The organism is Pseudomonas putida (genome assembly GCF_050990305.1).
GTDB classification, from domain to species: Bacteria; Pseudomonadota; Gammaproteobacteria; order Pseudomonadales; family Pseudomonadaceae; genus Aquipseudomonas; species Aquipseudomonas putida_AH.
In genome coordinates this window covers 3841271-3862279 of record NZ_CP158817.1, presented here as the reverse complement: position 1 = coordinate 3862279, position 21009 = coordinate 3841271, and the positions used below count along the sequence as shown (strand labels likewise).

The 21009-nt window shown below is 58.4% G+C and carries 17 protein-coding genes; 8 read left to right on the top strand and 9 right to left on the bottom strand.

Annotated elements, in window-relative coordinates:
* Window positions 1-95: 95 nt before the first annotated feature.
* From preA to hydA, 3 genes are all read right to left on the bottom strand, one after another.
* Window positions 96-1370 (bottom strand): NAD-dependent dihydropyrimidine dehydrogenase subunit PreA, encoded by a 1275-nt coding sequence (preA, locus tag ABTV22_RS17355; protein WP_433735726.1) that lies wholly within the window; start codon window positions 1368-1370, stop codon window positions 96-98.
* Entirely contained in the window at window positions 1371-2738 is a 1368-nt protein-coding gene (locus ABTV22_RS17350; RefSeq protein ID WP_433735725.1) for an NAD(P)-dependent oxidoreductase, read from the bottom strand. It lies immediately after the preceding gene.
* 211 nt (window positions 2739-2949) lie between these two features.
* Window positions 2950-4389: a dihydropyrimidinase gene (gene hydA / locus ABTV22_RS17345; protein ID WP_433735724.1), complete on the bottom strand. Its 1440-nt coding sequence runs from the start codon at window positions 4387-4389 to the stop codon at window positions 2950-2952.
* Between the two features lie 533 nt (window positions 4390-4922).
* On the opposite strand from hydA, the gene ABTV22_RS17340 reads away from it, so the two are divergent.
* From ABTV22_RS17340 to ABTV22_RS17325, 4 genes are all read left to right on the top strand, one after another.
* A complete protein-coding gene (locus tag ABTV22_RS17340) occupies window positions 4923-6407 on the top strand; it encodes an NCS1 family nucleobase:cation symporter-1 (protein ID WP_433735723.1) in 1485 nt (494 codons plus the stop codon).
* Between the two features lie 140 nt (window positions 6408-6547).
* Entirely contained in the window at window positions 6548-7831 is a 1284-nt protein-coding gene (locus ABTV22_RS17335; protein ID WP_433735722.1) for a Zn-dependent hydrolase, read from the top strand.
* Between the two features lie 175 nt (window positions 7832-8006).
* Window positions 8007-9503, top strand: a complete 1497-nt coding sequence (locus ABTV22_RS17330; RefSeq protein ID WP_433735721.1) for a helix-turn-helix transcriptional regulator — start codon at window positions 8007-8009, stop codon at window positions 9501-9503.
* Window positions 9504-9689: 186 nt separating this feature from the next.
* Complete coding sequence (locus ABTV22_RS17325; RefSeq protein WP_433735720.1) at window positions 9690-9941, top strand: DUF1652 domain-containing protein; 252 nt, start codon at window positions 9690-9692, stop codon at window positions 9939-9941.
* A 122-nt stretch (window positions 9942-10063) separates the two neighbouring features.
* Here ABTV22_RS17325 and ABTV22_RS17320 read toward each other — a convergent pair whose 3' ends face one another.
* Window positions 10064-10201, bottom strand: coding sequence for a hypothetical protein (locus tag ABTV22_RS17320; protein ID WP_433735719.1), 138 nt, complete (start codon window positions 10199-10201; stop codon window positions 10064-10066).
* 487 nt (window positions 10202-10688) lie between these two features.
* Between ABTV22_RS17320 and ABTV22_RS17315 the strand changes: the two genes are divergently transcribed.
* Both ABTV22_RS17315 and ABTV22_RS17310 read left to right on the top strand, forming a co-directional pair.
* Complete coding sequence (locus ABTV22_RS17315) at window positions 10689-12029, top strand: hypothetical protein (RefSeq protein WP_433735718.1); 1341 nt, start codon at window positions 10689-10691, stop codon at window positions 12027-12029.
* A 394-nt stretch (window positions 12030-12423) separates the two neighbouring features.
* Window positions 12424-13083 (top strand): hypothetical protein, encoded by a 660-nt coding sequence (locus ABTV22_RS17310; RefSeq protein ID WP_433735717.1) that lies wholly within the window; start codon window positions 12424-12426, stop codon window positions 13081-13083.
* A 95-nt stretch (window positions 13084-13178) separates the two neighbouring features.
* Here ABTV22_RS17310 and ABTV22_RS17305 read toward each other — a convergent pair whose 3' ends face one another.
* The 5 genes from ABTV22_RS17305 to ABTV22_RS17285 all read right to left on the bottom strand — a co-directional run bounded on the left by ABTV22_RS17305 (window position 13179) and on the right by ABTV22_RS17285 (window position 17498).
* Window positions 13179-13946 (bottom strand): SDR family oxidoreductase, encoded by a 768-nt coding sequence (locus ABTV22_RS17305; RefSeq protein ID WP_433735716.1) that lies wholly within the window; start codon window positions 13944-13946, stop codon window positions 13179-13181.
* Window positions 13947-14105: 159 nt separating this feature from the next.
* Complete coding sequence (locus ABTV22_RS17300) at window positions 14106-15173, bottom strand: phosphotransferase family protein (protein ID WP_433735715.1); 1068 nt, start codon at window positions 15171-15173, stop codon at window positions 14106-14108.
* 143 nt (window positions 15174-15316) lie between these two features.
* Complete coding sequence (locus tag ABTV22_RS17295; RefSeq protein WP_433735714.1) at window positions 15317-16279, bottom strand: 2-hydroxyacid dehydrogenase; 963 nt, start codon at window positions 16277-16279, stop codon at window positions 15317-15319.
* A 212-nt stretch (window positions 16280-16491) separates the two neighbouring features.
* Window positions 16492-17085 carry a TetR/AcrR family transcriptional regulator gene (locus tag ABTV22_RS17290; RefSeq protein ID WP_433735713.1) on the bottom strand — a complete coding sequence of 198 codons (594 nt, stop codon included), beginning with the start codon at window positions 17083-17085 and terminating at the stop codon, window positions 16492-16494.
* 29 nt (window positions 17086-17114) lie between these two features.
* Window positions 17115-17498: a tautomerase family protein gene (locus tag ABTV22_RS17285; RefSeq protein WP_433735712.1), complete on the bottom strand. Its 384-nt coding sequence runs from the start codon at window positions 17496-17498 to the stop codon at window positions 17115-17117.
* 394 nt (window positions 17499-17892) lie between these two features.
* Between ABTV22_RS17285 and ABTV22_RS17280 the strand changes: the two genes are divergently transcribed.
* Window positions 17893-19173, top strand: coding sequence for a serine/threonine transporter (locus ABTV22_RS17280; protein ID WP_433735711.1), 1281 nt, complete (start codon window positions 17893-17895; stop codon window positions 19171-19173).
* 101 nt (window positions 19174-19274) lie between these two features.
* Complete coding sequence (locus tag ABTV22_RS17275) at window positions 19275-20927, top strand: SulP family inorganic anion transporter (RefSeq protein ID WP_433735710.1); 1653 nt, start codon at window positions 19275-19277, stop codon at window positions 20925-20927.
* Window positions 20928-21009 lie beyond the last annotated feature (82 nt).

Here is a 21009-nt window from a genome sequence, read left to right as displayed (position 1 = left end):
CCTATTCGCGGGCAAGCCTCGCTCCTACGGGTTCGGTGTGATCCTTGTAGGAGCGAGGCTTGCCCGCGATGGCGTCCGTTCAGACGCCGCACATCTCAAGAGCTGACGTGATACGGATTCCTCGGATCATGGTTCCAATCCAGAAACGGCTTGCCGTTGTCCACCGGCACCATCTCGATGCAGTCCTGCACCGGGCAGGTGATCTGGCACAGATTGCAGCCCACGCATTCCTCCTCGATCACTTCATAAGCGTGGGTGCCATCGGCCTTTTTCACGCTGGCCACGGCCTGGTGCGAGGTGTCTTCGCAGGCGATGTGGCAGCGTCCACAACCGATGCACGCCTCCTGGTCGATTTTCGCGATGACTTGGTAGTTGATGTCCAGGTACTTCCAGTCCGTGGTGTTGGCCACCGCGCGCCCGGAGAATTCTGAAATGCTCGCGTAGCCCTGACTGTCCATCCACCGAGACAGGCCGTCCTTCATTTCCTCAACGATGCGGAACCCGTGGAGCATCGCCGCCGTGCACACCTGCACCGAACCGCTGCCCAAGGCGATGAACTCCGCCGCGTCGCGCCAGTTGCCGATGCCGCCGATGCCGCTGATGGGCAGCCTGGCGGTCTGCGGGTCGCGGGCGATTTCGGCGACCATGTTCAAGGCGATTGGCTTGACCGCCGAGCCGCAGTAACCGCCGTGGGTGCTCTGGCTGCCGACCATCGGGTTGGCCACCATGCGCTCCAGGTTGACGCTGGTGATCGAATTGATGGTGTTGATCAGCGACACCGCATCGGCGCCGCCCCGGTGCGCGGCGCGGGCGGCGACGCGGATGTCGGTGATGTTGGGCGTGAGTTTGACGATCACTGGCAGCGAGCAATAGGTCTTGCACCAGCGGGTGACCTGTTCGACGTACTCCGGCACCTGGCCGACCGCCGCGCCCATGCCGCGTTCCGGCATGCCGTGAGGGCAACCGAAATTCAGTTCGATGCCATCGGCGCCGGTGGCTTCCACCAGCGGCAGGATGTGTTTCCAGGATTCTTCGACGCAGGGCACCATCAACGACACGATCAACGCGCGATCCGGCCAGTCCTTTTTGACCTGGGTGATTTCCCGCAGGTTGATCTCCAGCGAACGGTCGGTGATCAGCTCGATGTTGTTGAAACCCAGTACTTCTCGGTTCGGGCCGTAATGCGCCGAGTAGCGCGACGACACGTTGACCGCCGCCGGGTCTTCACCCAGGGTTTTCCAGACTACGCCACCCCAGCCGGCCTCGAAAGCACGGACCACGTTGTAGGCCTTGTCGGTCGGCGGCGCGGAGGCCAGCCAGAACGGATTGGGCGACTTGATGCCAGCGAAGACAATCGACAGATCAGCCATTTACGCAGCCTCCACGTTGAGCATCAGTTGAGCGTTGATCGCTTCGGCGGCGAGTTTGCCGTGTTGCACCGCTTGCACGGTGAGGTCCTGGTCGAGGCTGGTGCAGTCGCCGCCGGCATACACGCCGGGAATGCTGGTGCGCAGGTTTTCATCCACCTGAATACGATCGCCCTGACGCTTCAACTCTCGGGCCAGCGGATCGACGAGGGCGCTGTCATCGAAGGCCTGGCCGATGGCTTTGAAGATGGCGTCGGCGGCCAGCTCGAAGGTTTCGCCGGTGGTTTGCAGGCGACCGTCCGCCAGATGGGTGCGGGCGAAGCGCATGCCGCGTACTTGACCCTGATCGTCGAGCAGTACTTCTTCCGGTTGTGCCCAGGTCATCAGGCGCACCTGATTGGCTTTGGCGATTTCCTGTTCGTGGTGGGTCGCGCCCATGTCTTCGACGCCACGGCGGTACACCAGATTGACGTCATGGGCGCCGAGGCGGGCCATTTGCACCGCCATGTCGATGGCGGTATTGCCGGCCCCGAGAACGATGCAATGATCGGCCAGCGGCAGCTGGGTCAGGTCGTCGGCCTGGCGCAGTTCGCGGATGTAGTCAGTGGCCGCCAGCAGGCCGGGTGCTTCCTCGTGGGCCAGGCCGAGCTGTTTGCTGGCATTGAGTCCAAGGCCGAGGAACACCGCGTCGAACTGTTGATGCAGTTCGCTGAGGCTCAGGTTCTCTCCGAGTTTTTGCCCATGGCGAATTTCGATGCCGCCGATCTCCAGCAGGAAATCCAGTTCCTTCTGCGCGTAGTCGTCCACCAGTTTGTATTTGGCAATCCCGTATTCATTGAGGCCACCGGCCTTTTCCCGGGCTTCGAAAATCACCACGTCATGACCGTGCATGGCACTGCGATGGGCGCAGGACAACCCGGCCGGACCTGCGCCGACCACGGCTATGCGCTTGCCGGTGGCGGCGGTGCGAGGGAAGGGGTGTTCGTTGAAATGTGCATTGTCCACGGCATAGCGTTGCAGTAGGCCGATCAACACAGGCGCGCATTCATGGGCGTTGTTGCGTACGCAGGCTTGCTGGCAAAGGATCTCTGTGGGGCAGACCCGTGCACAACTGCCGCCGAGGATGTTGGCCGAGAGGATTTTCTGTGCTGCGCCCTGGACATTGTCCTGATGGATGTTGCGGATGAACGAGGGGATGTCGATTTCGCTCGGGCAGGCATTCACGCAGGGCGCGTCGTAGCAATACAGGCAACGCGAGGCTTCCAGGTGCGCCTGGCGGTCATTGAGCGGCGGCGCCAGGTCGGTGAAATGGCCGGCGAGGGCGACGGCGTTCTCGTACGGGTGCGGGAGGTGGGTCAGGGACTTGATCACGGTTTTTAGCCTCACGGTGATGGAGGTTATGCCTCTGAATGGGCATTGATTTGGTACTTTGCGATCCCGTGTAGGAGCTGCCGAAGGCTGCGATCTTTTGATCTTGATCCTGAAAAACAAAATCAAAAGATCGCAGCCTTCGGCAGCTCCTACAGGAGAATGCATTCCAAATGTGGGCGCTGGCTTGCCAGCGATAGGCCGAAGGCCGCCTTCAGCGTTTCACGGCAACCGGCTGATTCAACTCAGCCCGCTTGCTCAGCAAATCGAACACCGCCGGATACGCCGGCCGTTCGATGTACCGCCCGGCACCTCGTTCGGCGCGCAGGTCACCGTCGGCCCAGACCACCCGGCCCTGGCTGATGGTGTGGCTGGGCACGCCGCGCACGGTCTTGCCTTCGAAGATGTTGAAGTCGACCTGCTGGTGGTGGGTCTTGGCCGAAATCGTGCGCGTGCCGTTCGGGTCCCACAGCACCAGGTCGGCATCGGCGCCCACGCGAATTGCGCCTTTGCGTGGGTAAAGGTTGAAGATCTTCGCGGTGTTGGTCGAGGTCAGGGCGACAAAGTGCTGCATCGACAGACGCCCGCTGTTGACCCCTTCATCCCACAGCACGGCCATGCGGTCCTCGATGCCGGCGGTGCCGTTGGGGATCTTGCTGAAGTCGTCCTTGCCGGCGGCTTTTTGTTCGGCACAGAAGCAGCAGTGATCGGTGGCGGTGGTGTGCAGGTTGCCCGCTTGCAGGCCATGCCAGAGCGCTTCCTGATGACCACGAGGACGGAACGGCGGGCTCATCACGTAACCGGCGGCGGTTTGCCAGTCGGGGTGTTGATAGACGCTGTCGTCAAGCAACAGGTGCCCGGCCAGCACTTCGCCGTAGACCGGTTGGCCCTTGGCGCGGGCATAGGTGATTTCGTCGAGGGCTTCCTTGGTCGAGACGTGCACCAGGTACAGCGGCGTGCCCAGGGTTTCGGCAATGCGGATGGCCCGGCTCGCGGCTTCGCCTTCGACTTGGGAAGGACGCGACAGCGGATGCGCTTCCGGTCCGGTCATGCCTTGGGCCATCAGCTTGCGTTGCAGGTGAAACACCAGCTCGCCGTTTTCCGCGTGCACGGTGGGCACCGCCCCCAGTTCCAGGCAACGCTCGAAACTCGCCACCAGGGTGTCATCGGCCGCCATGATTGCGTTTTTGTAGGCCATGAAATGCTTGAAGCTGTTGACCCCGTGATGCTTCACCAACTCGGCCATTTCCTCGCGGACCTGTTCGCTCCACCAGGTGATGGCGACGTGGAAACCGTAATCGGAGGCCGACTTCTCGGCCCAGCCACGCCATTGATGAAAGGCTTCCATCAAGGACTGCTGCGGATTGGGAATCACGAAATCGATGATCGAGGTGGTGCCACCGGCCAAGCCCGCCGCCGTACCGCTGAAAAAGTCCTCGCTGGCCACGGTGCCCATAAAGGGCAGTTGCATATGGGTGTGGGGGTCGATGCCGCCGGGCATCAGGTATTGGCCGCTGCCGTCGAGGACCTCGGCGCCTGCGGGGATGTCGAGGTTTTCGCCGATGGCCTTGATCACGCCGTCTGCGCAATACACATCGGCGCGATAACTTTCATCATGGGTAATAACGGTGGCGCCACGAATCAACAGAGACATTCCGGATTCCTCGCAGGCATGACCGACTGATGCCGGTTCTAAGTGTTTTTATATGAAATCATCGTCAACAGGTTTATTCCTGTCAGCGCTGTCAGGAATAAACGCTAGCTGCTGTTCCTGGAATCGGCAAGAATATTTTATATAAGCTTATACTTGTTTTAACTGATTGATAAATAAGTGGAAAATACAAAAATCACCAAAATGGTGAGGCCTTTCACCATTTTGACGCACTTGACAGGATCGAAATATGGTCAAGATTTCTTATGTGAAATCAGCTGTTTGAGGCGGGTGGTTGGTTGCTGCACGGCATTTGAAAAAAGTTGAATGCACCAGATTGAGTCTTGGCGGTTTCGCACAGCTTGCCTGGCATTCGGCCTGGGGACTCAATGGTTATAGAAGTAAAACTGATAAACATCAGTTGTTTACCGCCAGTTTATGGAACTGCCCGATGCGCAAGCGGGGCATACGGCACGCTTATTGAAGCCGCCGGCCCCTGATGAGCAAAAAATAATTCAAAGAATTAGGGAGCGGCCATGCAACAAAACAGATCGCAAGTGATCGAGCGCGACGGCTTGTTCGAGCTCGAAGCCGGCAGCGATGTCCTCGACAGTCCCCGATACAACCACGACATGGCACCGACCAAGGTGCGCGAACGAACCTGGAACAAATGGCACATCACGGCGTTGTGGGTCGGCATGTCGATCTGTGTGCCGACCTACACCCTGGGCGGCGTGCTGACCGCGTATTTCGGTCTGAGTGTCGGCGAAGCACTGATTGCGATCCTGTTCGCCAACATCATCGTGTTGATTCCCCTGACCCTGAACGCCTTTCCCGGCACCAAGTACGGCATTCCGTTCCCGGTGCTGCTGCGCTCGTCCTTCGGCATCCTCGGCTCCAACATCCCATGTCTGATCCGCGCGCTGGTGGCATGTGGCTGGTTCGGCATCCAGACGATGTTCGGCGGCCTGGCGATTCACCTGTTCCTGGGCTCGGTGTTCGAGGGTTGGAAATCCCTGGGCGGTACCGGTGAAGTGCTGGGCTTCATGATGTTCTGGGTGCTGAACCTGTGGGTGGTGATTCGCGGTGCCGAATCGATCAAGTGGCTGGAAACCCTGTCCGCACCGTTGCTGGTGGCGGTGGGCGTGGGCTTGCTGGTTTGGGCCATGCCTAACGTCTCGATGACCGAACTGCTGGCGATTCCGGCCAAGCGCCCTGAAGGCGCCAGCGTGGTCAGTTACTTTGCCGCCGGGCTCACCGCAATGGTCGGTTTCTGGGCCACGCTGTCGCTGAACATCCCGGATTTCAGCCGCTACGCGAAAAGCCAGAAGGACCAGATCGTCGGGCAGATTATCGGCTTGCCGTTGACCATGTTCCTGTTCGCTGCACTGGGCGTGGTGATGACCGCTGCTTCGGTGAAACTGGTAGGCGTGACCGTCTCCGATCCGGTCACGCTGATCGGCCATATCCAGAGCCCGGTCTGGGTCGCGGTGGCCATGGCGCTGATCATCATCGCCACGCTGTCCACCAACACAGCGGCCAATATCGTGTCGCCGACCAACGACTTCCAGAACATCGCGCCCAAGGTGATCAACCGCACCACGGCGGTGATGCTCACCGGGTTTGTCGGCCTTGCACTGATGGCTCATGAGCTGCTGAAAAAGCTTGGCCTGATCGTTTCGGACATCAGCCTGGAGACGGTGTATTCCAACTGGCTGCTGGGTTATTCCAGTCTGCTGGGGCCAATTGCCGGGATCATGGTGGTGGACTATTTCCTGATCAAGAAACAGCAACTGGACCTGGCTGGTTTGTATCGCGATGACGTGTACCCGGCGTGGAACTGGAACGGTTTTCTCGCCTTTGGTGTGCCGGTGGTGTTGACGTTGCTGTCGCTGGGTAGCGATGCGTTCAGCTGGTTCTACAGCTACGGCTGGTTTACCGGTTCGGCACTGGGCGGGGTGATTTATTACGGGTTGTGCGCGATGCGGCCCAGTCCGTCAGTTGCCAAATCTGCTGTGTGAGCACTGGCCTAATCGCGAGCAAGCTCAGCTCCTACAGGATTTGCGCAAGTCTGTAGGAGCACGGCTTGCCGGCGATGGCGGCAGCACGAACACCATCCATTGCCTGAAGAAACACATAAGAACAGCCTGAGGAGATCCCCATGAACGCAGCCGTAGACGTTCTGCAATCCACCCATCAGCACATCAACCGCGACCGCTTGTGGCAGTCGCTCATGGAACTGGCCAAGCTTGGCGCCACGGTCAAGGGCGGTGTGTGCCGCCTGGCCCTGACCGACCTCGACCGCCAGGCCCGCGACACCTTTGTGAAGTGGTGCGAAGACGCAGGCTGCACCGTCAGCATCGACGCCGTGGGCAACATTTTCGCCCGCCGCCCCGGACGTAATCCGGACCTGCCGCCGGTGATGACCGGCAGCCACATCGACACTCAACCCACCGGTGGCAAGTTCGATGGCTGCTTTGGCGTGCTGGCCGGCGTCGAAGTGCTACGCACCCTCAATGACCTGGGCATCGAAACCGAGGCGCCGCTGGAAGTGGTGGTGTGGACCAATGAAGAAGGCTCGCGCTTTGCTCCGTGCATGATGGGCTCTGGCGTGTTCGCTGAAAAATTCACCCTGGAAGAAACCCTGGCCAAGGTCGATGCCGACGGCGTGACGGTGGGGGAGGCGCTCAATGCCATCGGTTATGCCGGGCCGCGCGCGGTCAGCGGCCATGCGGTGGGCGCCTATTTCGAGGCGCACATCGAGCAGGGGCCGATTCTTGAAGACGAGCGCAAAACCATCGGCGTGGTCATGGGCGCCCTCGGGCAGAAGTGGTTCGATCTGAAACTGCGCGGCGTCGAAGCCCACGCCGGTCCAACGCCGATGCACCTGCGCAAGGATGCACTGGTGGGCGCGGCAGTGATCGTCGGCGCGGTCAATCGCGCCGCCCTCGGCCATCAACCCCACGCCTGCGGTACCGTTGGTTGCCTGCAAGCCTATCCCGGTTCACGCAACGTCATCCCCGGTGAAGTGCGCATGACCCTGGACTTCCGGCACCTGGAGCCGGCACGCCTGGATTCGATGATCGCCGAAGTACGCGAGGTCATCGACACCACCTGCCAGGAACACGGCCTGACCTATGAACTGACTCCCACCGCCGACTTCCCGCCGCTGTACTTCGACAAAGGATGCGTCGAAGCGGTGCGTGGTGCCGCCGAGGGCCTGGGTCTGTCGCACATGGACATCGTCAGCGGTGCCGGCCACGACGCCATCTTCCTCGCCGAACTCGGCCCGGCGGGGATGATCTTCGTGCCGTGCGAAGGCGGCATCAGTCACAACGAAATCGAAAACGCCGCGCCGGACGACCTGGCGGCAGGGTGCGCGGTGTTGCTGCGGGCGATGCTGGCGGCGTCGGCGGTCGTCGCAAAACGCGGACTGGCTGCCTGACGCTGTGCGCTCTTTGTAGGAGCTGCCGAAGGCTGCGATCTTTTGATCTTCAAAAGCAAGATCAAAAGATCGCAGCCTTCGGCAGCTCCTACATTGATCGTGAGTGAGTCACTCAACTATCACGCCGCCCCGCGGTCGACATCTTCACAGAATGCCGTCGCCCCCGGGGAACACCATGAGCCAGGACGTCCTGAGCACCGAAACCAGCCGCCGCCAGTTGCAGCAGATCATCACCGGTCTGTCCGACGGGGTGATTCTGCTGGAGCTGGACCAGACGATCGTCTGGGCCAATGACGCCGCGCTGGCCATGCACGGCGTGGCGCGGATTGGGGACCTGGGGGGCGATGCGAGGGAGTACGCACAGCGTTTCGCCCTGCGTTATCGCAACAATCACCCGGTCCCGGTGACGAATTATCCGATCAGTCGCGTCGCGCGCGGCGAGACCTTCAGCGATGTGCTGGTCGAGTTGACCCCGGCCCATGACGAAGAACGCACCTGGACCCATCGCGTGCGCAGCCTGGTGGTGACCGACAGTCACGGCGAGCCGGAATCCCTGGTACTGATCATGGACGATGTCACCGACTGGGCCAGCGCCGAGCAGCGCTTCGAGAAGACCTTCGCCGCCAACCCGGCGCCGGCAGTGATCTGCCGTCTCAGCGATTTGCGCTACATCAAGGTCAATCCGGGTTTTCTCGAGATGACTGGCTACGGTCGCGATCAGGTGATCGGTATGTCGACCTATGAGCTGGACGTGCTGGACCAGGCCGAAAACAAAGAGCTGGCCAAGCAACGCTTGCGGGAGGGCGCGACCATCCCGCAAATGCAGGCCGAATTGTCCATGGCTGACGGCGGCCACAAGCAAGTGATCGTTGCCGGCCAACCCCTGGAGCTCAATGACGAACCCTGCATGCTGTTTTCATTCGTCGACATGGAACCCCGGCACAAGGCCGAAATCGCCCTGCGCCAGAGTGAAGAGCGCTTTGCCAAGGCGTTTCGTCTGTCGCCGGTGCCGATCCTGGTGTGTGGTGCTGGCGATCAGGTGGTGCTGGACGTCAATGAGGCATTTCTCGATACCCTCGCGTATCCCCGCGAAAACGTGCAGGGCAAGACCATCGCCGAGATCGACTTCATTCATGAAAAAGGGGCGAGGGCAAAACTGTTCACGGCACTGGAAAAGTCCGCATGTCTGGATCGTATCGATGTTCGTGTACGTAAACAAAACGCCGAAATGATCGATTGTGTCGTGTCGGCGGACACCGTGAATATTCAGGGCAATCCTTGCTACTTGCTGGTGTTGATGGATATCACCGAGCGCAAACGCACTGAGATGGAGCTGGTGTCGGCAATCGAAGAAGTGATGAAAGACGCCTCCTGGTTCAGTCGCACTCTGATCGAAAAACTGGCCAATGTGAAAAACGTCAACTCGCCGCAGTTGCCCGGTGTGTCCTTGACGGACCTGACCGTGCGCGAGCGTGATGTGTTGGAGCTGATTTGCGAAGGTCTGGCCGACAAGGAGATCGCAGCGCGCCTCAAGCTCGCGCCGAACACGGTGCGCAATCATGTGGCAACGGTGTATTCCAAGCTCGATGTGCACAGCCGAAGCGAGGCAATTGTCTGGGCGCGCGAGCGTGGGTTGTTCTCGGGGGCGGGGCGATTCAGAGGTCAGCGCTAAGGTGCAAATGCACTAGTTGCCATAGTGCAAATTGATGTTTTGGCAGAAGGTGGTAGCTCTTAGGCTGAGAGTGTGCGAACGGGGATCTCTGGATCTTGCGCGAGCGAATTTCAAAGCAGCTCAAGGATCAGCCATGTACCCCAAACACATCACGTTTGCAGTCCCTTGCCGCGAGGGTCGAGCGCAATGATTCACCTGGCGCAACTGCGGCTGCAACTGGAGCGTAGCTTTTCTCCCTTGGCCTGCGAATGCTCGATCACTGGTGATCATTCGTTGACCGTCAAGCTCTACCATCCGGTGTCAGGGCAAGTGGACCTGGTGGTGAGCGGGTTGAACGTGACAACGCTCAACACCAGCGAAGCGGTCGCCGCGCTTATTGAAGAGTTGCGCTACGAACTGCAGAGCAGCAGCCTGAATCGCCCTGATCCGGTGATGTAGTTTTTGGCGGTTTTGACTACCGATCGAGCCTGAAGACCCATAAAAGCAGCTTTTCTGTCGGACTCCCGTGAACTTTTTGGCAGGGTTTTGTTGTCACAAACTTGTCGATCACTTTTCGCGGGTCATCCTATGAACAGTCTTGGGAAACGCGTTTTTGCACCACTGGCACTCTGCACGGCAATGCTCGCCGGATGCTCCAGTCCGCCACCGCCACCTCCCGCTGCGCCACCACCACCGCCGGTGCGCACCTGCCAGGCCATGGATAAAACCGATGTGCAGGGCGATGTGCGGGGTGAAGATGGTCAAATCACACGACTCACGACCACGACTCGGTGCGTCACGCAGTAGTGCAAATACGCCGGACAATGTAGGAGCCAGGCTTGCCGGCGAAGGCGTTCTCAAGGACGCCTTCGCCGGCAAGCCTGGCTCCTACAAAAATCAAAAGCAGTAGCGGAACAGGGCAGCCTTGGTCTGCGAGTAGATGCCCTGGAAAATCCCCGGCGAAATTCAATTGATCGAAGCCATGTTGATACTGCCACCGTCGTCGTTGTCGCGCATCAGCTTGCCGGCTTCATTCCATCGTTGTGATAGCTCACAGTCCTTAGAATGCTGTAAGTGACGCAATGGTCTATTAATCGCAATTTGTTCTAGTTGAACTGTCAAATCTGACAGTTATGTATTTTCTTTTTTTACTCGATAGTCGGGTGGTCTGAGGATTTAGAGCCACCTGACTATCGAGGCTTCACCATGACTATCGAAACCAAAGCCGAATCAACCCAAACAAGCTCGATTGGACTGAGCAGTTCGTGGGATGGGGCGAAAGTGTTTGTTAACAACCAAGAAGTGCCACTGGACAAACCTTTCTTTTTGCCACGAGGAGTGAAAAATACGCTGAAATTGGAAGTGGCGTCCCTGAACGAGAAAGAGATCAGGCTCCACAAAACCAGTGATGAAGTTCTGGTCACCGCTGACCCGGAATTTGGTAATTGGGTAAAGGTCGCCAACGATATTGTTACATGGAAGCTCAATCAGGCCACGCCCAAAAGCGAAGCAATCACGCTTGTTGTATCGAGCAGAGAAATAATAGCTCCCCTAGTGTCGCGGGGGTTATTGATGTCACCTAATCTGACGCATGAGGTAAAAGGACTACTGGTGGATGGTCGCGCTTTTGATAGCACTGTGGTTTTGTTCCGGGATAAACCTTATATCTTCACCGTGGACTACCAGACCAACACTCCAGTTAGCGACTATCCGTTAACACTGACTCCCAGATTGCTCACCGGATTGAAGGAAGGTGACGTGACAGTGGTACCGGTCGCGGGGAAAGCTCATACATGGACAGTGACTGCCTCCAACAGAAGCGGCACGTTAGAGTTTGTGTTAACGGGCGCTGGATTCACCACCCCTGTGACAACGAACCTCGCGAAGGCGATGTCGTCCAACATACTGGACGAAGTTAGCTTCAAACTGAATGGCAAGCCGTTTCCAAATGAGGAGCCTCTCGAAGGCGATGTAGAGTATTCCCTAAACGTTGAGCCGAAACCCTTAAGTCCGGTCATTGGCAGTCAACTCAAGTTCGATTGGGTGACACAACTCGCCGGTATGACCATGACTCCTGCATCTGGTACTGCTCAAACGTTGAGTGCGCAGGGAGCGGTTTGGAAGTTGAAAACTGGTAATGAGTCTGGTGAGTTTTCAGTTAAAGCAACCTTTCCTCAGTTTTCTTTGGTTTCTGGCGATATGTCCATGATGGTGAGAGCTGCGAAAACTCACAATGTAAGGTTCGTTTTCCTTGGTGTCGATGCGCCGATTTCACCGGAAATTACACCCGGGTTGATAAATATGAATACTAAACTTATTGCACGGGTTAAAACGTCAGAGGGCATTCCTGTTAAGGGTGTGAGGGTGCAATTTATATGCCCTGATTATGACGATGGTTTTGGGATAACCAATGATAACGGAACTGCGGTTAACTCAATTAACACCCCATACGCAAACGAAGGGATATACGATTTCATGGCTAAGACAGTAGTCAATGACCATCCTTTTCAAGTTGAAATGCGGATGAAGCTTGTGCGAGATGATTGATAGTCGTATAAGTTTTTAGTGATTTGCTCGCTTTCTGCTACAAGATTTGTTCCTGCGCACATTTTAAAGTCTGATCCTGTTCCTGATGATGCAGTTATTGCATCGTCACGGACAGGTTTGTTTGTCGGGCCCAAAGGTTACTGAGTTTGACTATGTTGGCGAGAGATTTCACTGTTGGCGAAAAGGCCTGCCAGTGTTCAGGTTTAAGTGCTTTTATATTTGACTTAAGAATAAAAAATTTCGATATGGAAGAGTTGAATTTTTAGCTTGATTCGGTCTGGTGAACTGTTAATTATGACAGTTGAAATTTTCGCTTTTTATTTCGATAATTCAACTTTGCTATATAAATTTCGGCAAGTAATTCATCGACGAAATTAAGGGAGTGAGCATAATCATGGTTAATTCAAGCGGCCCGTGGGAAAAGGCAAAGGTATTTATCAACGGAGTTCTGGTGACTCCCGGCTCAAGCGGTGTGATGTATCCCGGTCAGTCAAACAAGATGGAAGTAGAGGTTCCCGAGGAGAGTGTGCGGACCCTGCGCTTCGCTGTGGTCGAAAGTGGAGAGCTGGAACCCGACGCAGATCCGGAGTGGGGGACAGACATTAAAAGGGTAGCCGGCATGTTCACGTCGCTGGTGACGTTTACTGGAAATTCAACGGGCTCTATCAGATTGATCATTTATAGCCCGGACACGACTGCTGTTTTGGAGGTTCTGTGTGAGGTGAAAGAGGGTAAGCCTTCTTTGAGGTTCTACTACGCAAGTGCCGGCCAATATGCACCTCAGCCTCCGGCCGTCGTTGAACTTCGCGTTAACAGTTGGTATGGAGTTGATTTAAAGCTCACGGATTCAACTGGCTCTCCCATATCCGGTGTGCGCGCGACAATGTACAGGCCAGAAAAAGAACCTGTGAGCGGACATAGTAATGCGCAAGGGGTAATATCAATTTTTACTGCTTACCAGTACACCACTCTTGGCCCGCGTACATTCGAGGCAGTAGCGACGCTTCCAAGCGGTGAGGCGCGAGCAACTTTCCTGATAAACGTTATGCCTTGACTTACTGGTTAAAGCGAACGGAACTGCGCAAACCCTACTGCCACCGATAGCGTTCCTGCGAACGCTATCGGCTTTTGCTTATCCGCTGAATCGGATCAGGAAAGAAACCCCCCATCCACATTCAACGAAACCCCAGTCGTATAACTCGACGCATCACTGGCCAGATACAACACCGCCCCCGCCATCTCGCTCGGATCCGCCACTCGCTTCAACGGGATCTGCGCCAACGCCGTCTTCAAGATCGCATCGTTCTTCACCAGCGCCGAAGCGAACTTGGTGTCGGTCAGGCCCGGCAGCAGGGCGTTGCAGCGGATGCCGAATTGCGCGCATTCCTTGGCAAAGACCTTGGTCATGTTGATCACGGCAGCCTTGGTCACCGAGTAGATGCCCTGGAACACGCCCGGCGAGACGCCGTTGATCGACGCGACGTTGATGATGCTGCCACCGCCGTTTTCGCGCATCAGCTTGCCGGCTTCCACCGACATGAAGAAGTAGCCACGGATATTGACGTCGACGGTCTTCTGGAACGCGCCCAGGTCGGTGTCCAGCACGTTGCAGAACTGCGGGTTGGTGGCTGCGTTGTTGACCAGGATATCCAGACGCCCGAACTGTTCCTTGATGCCGGCGAAGACCTGGCTGATCTGTTCCATTTCGCCGATGTGGCAAGCGATGGCGGTGGCTTTGCCACCAGCGGCGATGATCGCGTCGGCCACATGCTGGCAACCTTCGAGCTTGCGGCTCGAAACGATCACATGGGCGCCTTGTTGGGCCAGCAGTTTGGCGATGGCTTCACCGATACCGCGGCTGGCGCCGGAAACGAAAGCGATTTTGCCGTTGAGGTCGAACAACTGGGTCTTGGACATGGGGTTTCCTTGTTATAGGTCTGATCGCTGTATGTAGGAGCCAGGCTTGCCGGCGAAGGCGTGTTTGAGGGCGCGTTCGCCGGCAAGCCTGGCTCCTACGGCTGTTGTTTCTTATCAGTCTTCGCCGGCAAGCCTGGCTCCTACGGCGGGGGATTGGGGTCAGAGGCTGGATTTTTGGATGACCTGCAGGCTCATTTGCTCCAGCAGTTTGTTCATGTGAATGAACTGCGCGAAGCGTTTGTCCTGGGTCTGGCCATGGTAGAAGCGGTAGTAGATTTGCTGCACGATGCCGGCCAGGCGGAACAGGCCGTAGGTGTAGTAGAAGTCGAAATTGTCGATCTGGATGCCGGAGCGTTCGGCGTAGTAATCGACGAACTCGCGGCGGGTCAGCATGCCCGGTGCATGGCTCGGCTGGCGGCGCATCAATTGCACTGGCGCCGGGTCGCCGGCTTCGATCCAGTAGGCGAGGGTGTTGCCCAGGTCCATCAACGGATCGCCCAGGGTGGTCAGTTCCCAGTCGAGCACGCCGATAATCTGCATCGGGTTGTTCGGGTCGAGGATCACGTTGTCGAAGCGGTAGTCGTTGTGCACGATGCTGGAGGTCGGGTGATCGGCCGGCATCTTGTCGTTGAGCCAGGCCTTGACCGCTTCCCACTGCGGTGCGTCCGGGGTCAGGGCTTTTTCGTAGCGATCGCTCCAACCCTTGATCTGCCGCGCCACGTAACCTTCCGGCTTACCGAGGTCGCCCAGGCCATAGGCGTTGTAGTCGACCCGGTGCAGTTCGACGAATTTGTCGATGAAGCTCTTGCACAGCGCTTGGGTTTTCGCTGAATCGAGCCCAAGTTCCGGCGGCAGTTCGGAGCGCAGGATGATGCCCTTGACCCGCTCCATCACGTAGAACTCGGCGCCAATCACCGATTCATCGGTGCAGTGCACGTAGGCTTTGGGGCAATAGGGAAAGCCGTCGCGCAGTTGATTGAGGATGCGAAATTCACGGCCCATGTCGTGGGCGGATTTGGCTTTGTGGCCAAAGGGCGGGCGGCGCAGGACGAACTCCTGTTCCGGGTATTCGAGCAAATAGGTGAGGTTCGACGCGCCGCCGGGAAACTGGCTAATCGCAGGCAAGCCGGTGAGGCCGGGAATGTGCGCCTTGAGGTACGGATCGATCAGGCTGGCATCGAGTTCTTCGCCGGAGCGGATACGGGTGGACTGGTCAGTAAGCGCCATGCTTATCCCTTCTGCTTATTCTGGAGGCCTCAAACTATTGGCTAATCTAATGCGCGCTCCCGGCAGCCACAACCACGAAGGGCCCTTATAGGTGAGCGTGTTGCCGGGCAATCATTGCTTTTGATACACCTGTTTGAATTGTCCTACACAACGGCATTGCTGACGCCGGGCAATGTCACTGGAGTCAATACGGGGTGCCCGGAAAAGAACGCCACCAGGTTGCGGCCCACCAGTTCGACGGTGCCTTGGGTGGCCTCCGGGGACAATCCGGCGACATGCGGCGTGAGGATGACATTGGACAAGGCCTTGAGCGCGTCCGGCACCTGGGGCTCGGCATCGAACACATCCAGCGCGGCGCCAGCAATGCGCCGCTGTTCAAGCGCTGCGATCAAATCGCTGGTCACTACCACACTGGCCCGTGCGATGTTGACGAGAAAGCCCTTGGGGCCGAGGGCGTCGAGTACCTGGCGGTTGATCAGGTGTTTGGTGCCGATTCCGCCGGGGGTGGCGACGATCAGAAAGTCCGAGGCACGTGCCAGTTCGGTGGGGGTGGAGCAGTAATCGTAGGGGACTTCGCTGCGGTGCTGGCGATTGTGGTAGCACACGCTCATGTCGAAACCGTTGGCGGCACGTTTGGCAATGGCCAGGCCGACGGCACCAAGACCCAGAATGCCCAGGCGTTTGCCAGCCAGGGACGGGCGCATGATTTTAGGCCATTCGCCCCGGCGCACGGCGGCGTCGCAACGGGGTACGTCGCGCACCAGCGACAGCAGCAAGGCCATGGCGTGGTCGGCGACCGACGAGGCATTGACCCCGGCACCGTTGGTGACCACGATGTCGCGGTCGGCGGCGGCTTGCAGGTCGACCATTTCATAGCCGGCGCCGATCACGCAGATGATCTTGAGATTGGGCAGGGCGGCGATTTCATCGGTATACAGCCCCAGCGGGCCGCGGGTCAGGACGGCATCGATCTGGCTGGCGTGACGGCTGATGGCTTCGGCGCGCTCGGCGGGGGTCGGGGCCAGAATCAGGTGAAAGCCCTGATGTTCGAGAATGGGCAGGTAATCATTGATGGTTTCAACCAGTACCAGAACGGTTGCGGGCATGCTTGGCTCCTGTTGGGCATGTTATTGGGGCTCGAACGTCGAGTGAGATTGCTGGCTCCCGAGTGTTTTGGCAATCGTCATGTCCGAGCCACAGATATCATTGTAGGAGCTGCCGCGGGCTTCGATGGGCGTTAACGCTAACGCAAGTGTTCAGGATATCCGCGTTGCCTGGAGGTTCTTCGCGAGCATGCTCGCTCCTACAGGGCGCGCGGTTATTCAGGCTTTTCGGTGGTCAGGAAATGTCGCGCGGCTTCGAGGATTTCATCCGACACCGCTTCGCCCCGGGTGGCGCGGGCCAGCGTCAGGGCGCCGACCATCAGCGAATACTGCACCAGTGCCTGCTGGCGCTGTTCGTCGGGGTTGTCCGAATCCATCAACTGGCCGAATGCATCGAGCAGTCGGTTCAGCCCCGCCATGAATGGCTCGCGCAACCCGCTGTCGGCGTTCTCGTGGCACATGTCACCGGCGAAAGCCACCACAGGGCAGCTTTCACCGGGATTGTCACGGCTATGGGCCGAAAGGTACGGCTCGATCAAGGCCTGACGCGCAGACGCTTTGTCCTGGCCGGTATCGCCTCTTAGCTTCCAACGCTCACCCACCTGCTTGAATGCCCGCTCGCTGGCCTCTTTGGCCAAGGCTTCCTTGGACTCGAAGTGACCATAGAAGCCGCCATGGGTCAGGCCGGCCGCGGCCATTACATCGACCACGCTGATCCCATGCAGGCCACGTTCGCGAAACAGCCGTGTAGCGGCATCTACGATGGTTTCGCGGTTGAGGTCGGCTTGCTTGCGGGAAACTCGGGGCATTGGCGGCTCACAGGTATCAAAATTTACGATCAGAGGGCGTATTGGGCAATGCCATTGCCGAACGACCAGTTTTCTTTCTTCACTTCCACAAGATTAATGAAAACATCCTCCAGGCGCACGGCCAGTTCGCTGTTCAGGCTCTCGGCGATGGTTTTGTAGAGCAGTTTTTTCTGCTCGACGGTGCGACCTTCGCTGAGGGTGATCTGGATGATGACCAGCCCGTCGCTGCGCGGGATGCCCAGGTACTGCGGATCGAAAATGAAATGCTGCTCGTCGTGTTCGGCGAGGATCTGGAAGTTATCGTCCTTGGGCACACCAATGGTGCTGTGCATCGCGGCGTAGATCAGCTCGCCGATGCGCTTGGCGTAGGTGGGGTCCTGTTGCTTTTTGATTTCGACGCGAACCAGTGGCATGGGAAGGCTCCGGGTTGAGGACGGGTGTATTTAAAAAATACATGATGATTAACCTTTATCAAGCGCGCATCGTCGTTTACCGATGAACGACACCAACCCTGTAGGAACGAAATTTTGTGGCGAGGGGATTTATCCCCGCTCGGCTGCGAAGCAGTCGCAAACCAGTGCATACGGACTTGGGGCTGCTTTGCAGCCCTACGGGGATAAATCCCCTCGCCACAGAGGTTCGCCCTCATTGGGGTGCAACCTGGTACAACCGTTCCTCATCTAAGTCTTTGCTTCTGTTCATTAATCTTGGACAATCGCGCCCCTGTTTCGGCCGGGCGCTGCCTGTCGGGTATTCCGACGCGTTCTGGCCGGGTGGCAAGTGACCGGAATGTGGAGATCCCACCGGATGAATGATCAGGCCAATAGCGTTAACGAACGCTTTGTAGCAGCGACCCCCGCGACGCTTTCGAGCTGGAACCGCCAGGACACCACCTGGATGCTGGGCCTTTTTGGCACGGCGATTGGTGCGGGCACCTTGTTTCTACCGATCAACGCGGGTCTGGGCGGGTTCTGGCCGCTGCTGATCCTGGCGTTGCTGGCGTTCCCGATGACCTTCTACGCACACCGTGGCCTGACACGCTTCGTGTTGTCCGGTCGTGAGGGTGCGGACATTACCGAAGTCGTGGAAGAGCATTTCGGCCTGAAAGCCGGCGCGTTGATCACCTTGCTGTACTTCTTTGCGATCTTCCCGATCCTGTTGATCTACAGCGTGGCCCTGACCAACACCGTGGGCAGTTTCCTCGAACATCAACTGCACATTATGCCGCCACCGCGCGCGGTGCTGTCGCTGGTGCTGATCCTCGGCCTGCTGGCGGTGGTGCGTTGCGGCGAGCAGATGATCGTCAAGGCCATGAGCCTGATGGTCTACCCGTTCATCGTCGCACTGCTGTTCTTGGCGGTGTTCCTGATTCCGCACTGGAACGGTGGCATCCTGACCACGGCCAGCACGACGCCCGAGCCGTCGGCGCTGCTGCATACCCTGTGGCTGGCGATCCCGGTGATGGTGTTCTCGTTCAACCACTCGCCGATCATCTCGGCCTTTGCGGTGGACCAGAAGCGTCGTTATGGCGAGCACGCCGAACAGCGCAGCTCGCAGATCCTGTCCCGCGCCCACGCCTTGATGGTGGTGATGGTGCTGTTCTTCGTCTTCAGCTGCGTGCTGACCCTGTCGCCGGCGCAACTGGCCGAAGCGAAGGCGCAGAACCTGTCGATCCTGTCGTACCTGGCCAACCACTTCAGCAACCCGACCATCGCCTTCGCGGCGCCGTTGATTGCCTTCGTGGCCATTTCCAAGTCGTTCCTGGGTCATTACATCGGCGCCAGCGAAGGCCTCAAGGGCTTGATCGTCAAAAGCGGCAAGCGTCCGGCAGCCAAGACCCTGGACCGCATGACCGCCGCCTTCATGCTGGTGGTGTGCTGGATCGTCGCCACGCTGAACCCGAGCATCCTCGGCATGATCGAAACCCTGGGCGGCCCGGTGATCGCGGCAATCCTGTTCCTGATGCCGATGTACGCCATCCGCAAGGTGCCGGCCATGGCGCGTTATCGCGGCCAGGCGTCCAACGTGTTTGTAGTGGCTGTTGGTTTGGTGGCGATTTCGGCGTTGATCTACTCCCTGAGCGCTTGATCGTCCGACCTGCTCGCGCAGTGTCCGATTGACGGCTACAGTGGCCGCTGCACCTGATGGGTGCAGCGGTTTTTTTTTGCCTGTCGAACGGAGACACTGGATTGTCGAACGCTTCAACCCCAACCCCCATCGAACAGCCCAATCGCTGGCAAGACGTATTGGCCGGATTGTCCATCGCCGGATTGTTGCTGCCTGAAGCTGTCGCGTATTCGAGCATTGCCGCGCTGGCGCCGCAGGCCGGGGTCATCGCCTTGTTCGCCGGCCTGCTGTGTTATGGCCTGTTTGGTACCAGCCGATTTGCCATCGTTTCGGCGACCTCGTCATCAGCCGCGGTACTGGCCGCCGCGACCGCAACGCTGGCCAATGGCGATCCGCAGTTGCGCTCGGCCCTGGCGATCGGTCTGGTACTGGTTACCGGGGCGTTCTTTTTGCTGGCCGGGATGTTCAAGCTGGGCAGCGTGACGTCGTTCATCGCCAAGCCGGTGTTGCGCGGTTTTTCCTTTGGCCTGGCATTGACCATCATTCTCAAACAGTTCGCCAGTGTGGTCGGCGTGCACCTGAGCGAAGCCAATCTGGTGCGGTTTTTGCCGCAACTGCTCGAACAACTGCCGCAGTGGAACTGGGTTGGCGCAGGTGTCGCGGCCGTAGCATTGATTCTGTTGGGGCTGTTTTCGCGGTTTCGACGTGTGCCCGGCGGTTTGCTGGTGGTGGTGATTGGCATTACGGCCAGCCAGTGGCTGGACCTGCCGGCGCATGGCGTCAGGTTGATCGGCGTGATCGATCTGGGGCTGGAAGTGCCACAGCTGCCCGTGTTGCCGTTCGCTGACTGGCTGCGTCTGGGCGAGCTGGCCTTTGCGATGGTGATGATCCTGTACGCGGAGTCCTACGGTTCCATCAGTGCTTATGCGCTTAAACATGGTGACCGCGTCACGTCCAACCGCGACTTGCTGGCGCTCGGCGCTTCCAATCTGTTGTCTGGCCTGTTTCATGGCATGCCGGCGGGGGCGGGGTATTCGGCGACGTCGGCCAACGAGGCGGCGGGGGCGACCTCTCGCCTGGCTGGCGGTATTGCAGCGCTGGTGGTGTTGCTCATCGTGTTGACGGTGCTGCCCTATATTGCCCTGACTCCGGAGCCGATCCTCGCCGCCATTGTTATCCATGCCTTGGCGCGTGGCTTGAGCCTGCAACCGCTGGGGCGCTATTTCATCTGGCGACGCGACCGTGTGCTGGTGCTCTGCGCCGTGGGCGCGGTGCTAACGCTGGGTGTGCTCGACGGCTTGTTGGTGGCCGTGGCGATCAGCGTATTGCTGATGCTCAAGCAGATGTCGGCAGCGGACATACAGATTCTCGGTCGCATCGATGACGGCCACGATTTTGTCGATCTGCAACTTCATCCGACGGCGAAAACCCAGCCGGGTCTGTTAATTGTTCGTCCGGGTGAAGCGTTGTTCTTTGCCAATGTCGAGCGGATCCTGAGCGGGGCCCTAAGCCTGATCCGGCATTCGCCAGTGCCGATTCATACGGTGATTCTCAGTCTGGAAGAGTCGCCGGATCTGGATGGCACCAGCATCGAGGCGATGCAGGCGTTTTTTGTGCGGGTGGATCAGGAAGGCAAGCGATTGATTCTGGCTCGCCTCAAGGACAGTGCCGAAACCGCATTGGCTGCGTTGCCCGAGGTGAAGGCCTGCAACGTGATGTTGAGCGGGTTGAGTGTGGATGTTGCGGTGCAGCAGGCACTTGAGCCGAACGCATAATCTGTGGAAAGAACCTGTGGGAGCAAAGCTTGCTCGCGATGGCGTCCTTCCTGAAGAACCGAGTCATCGTTCATCGCGAGCA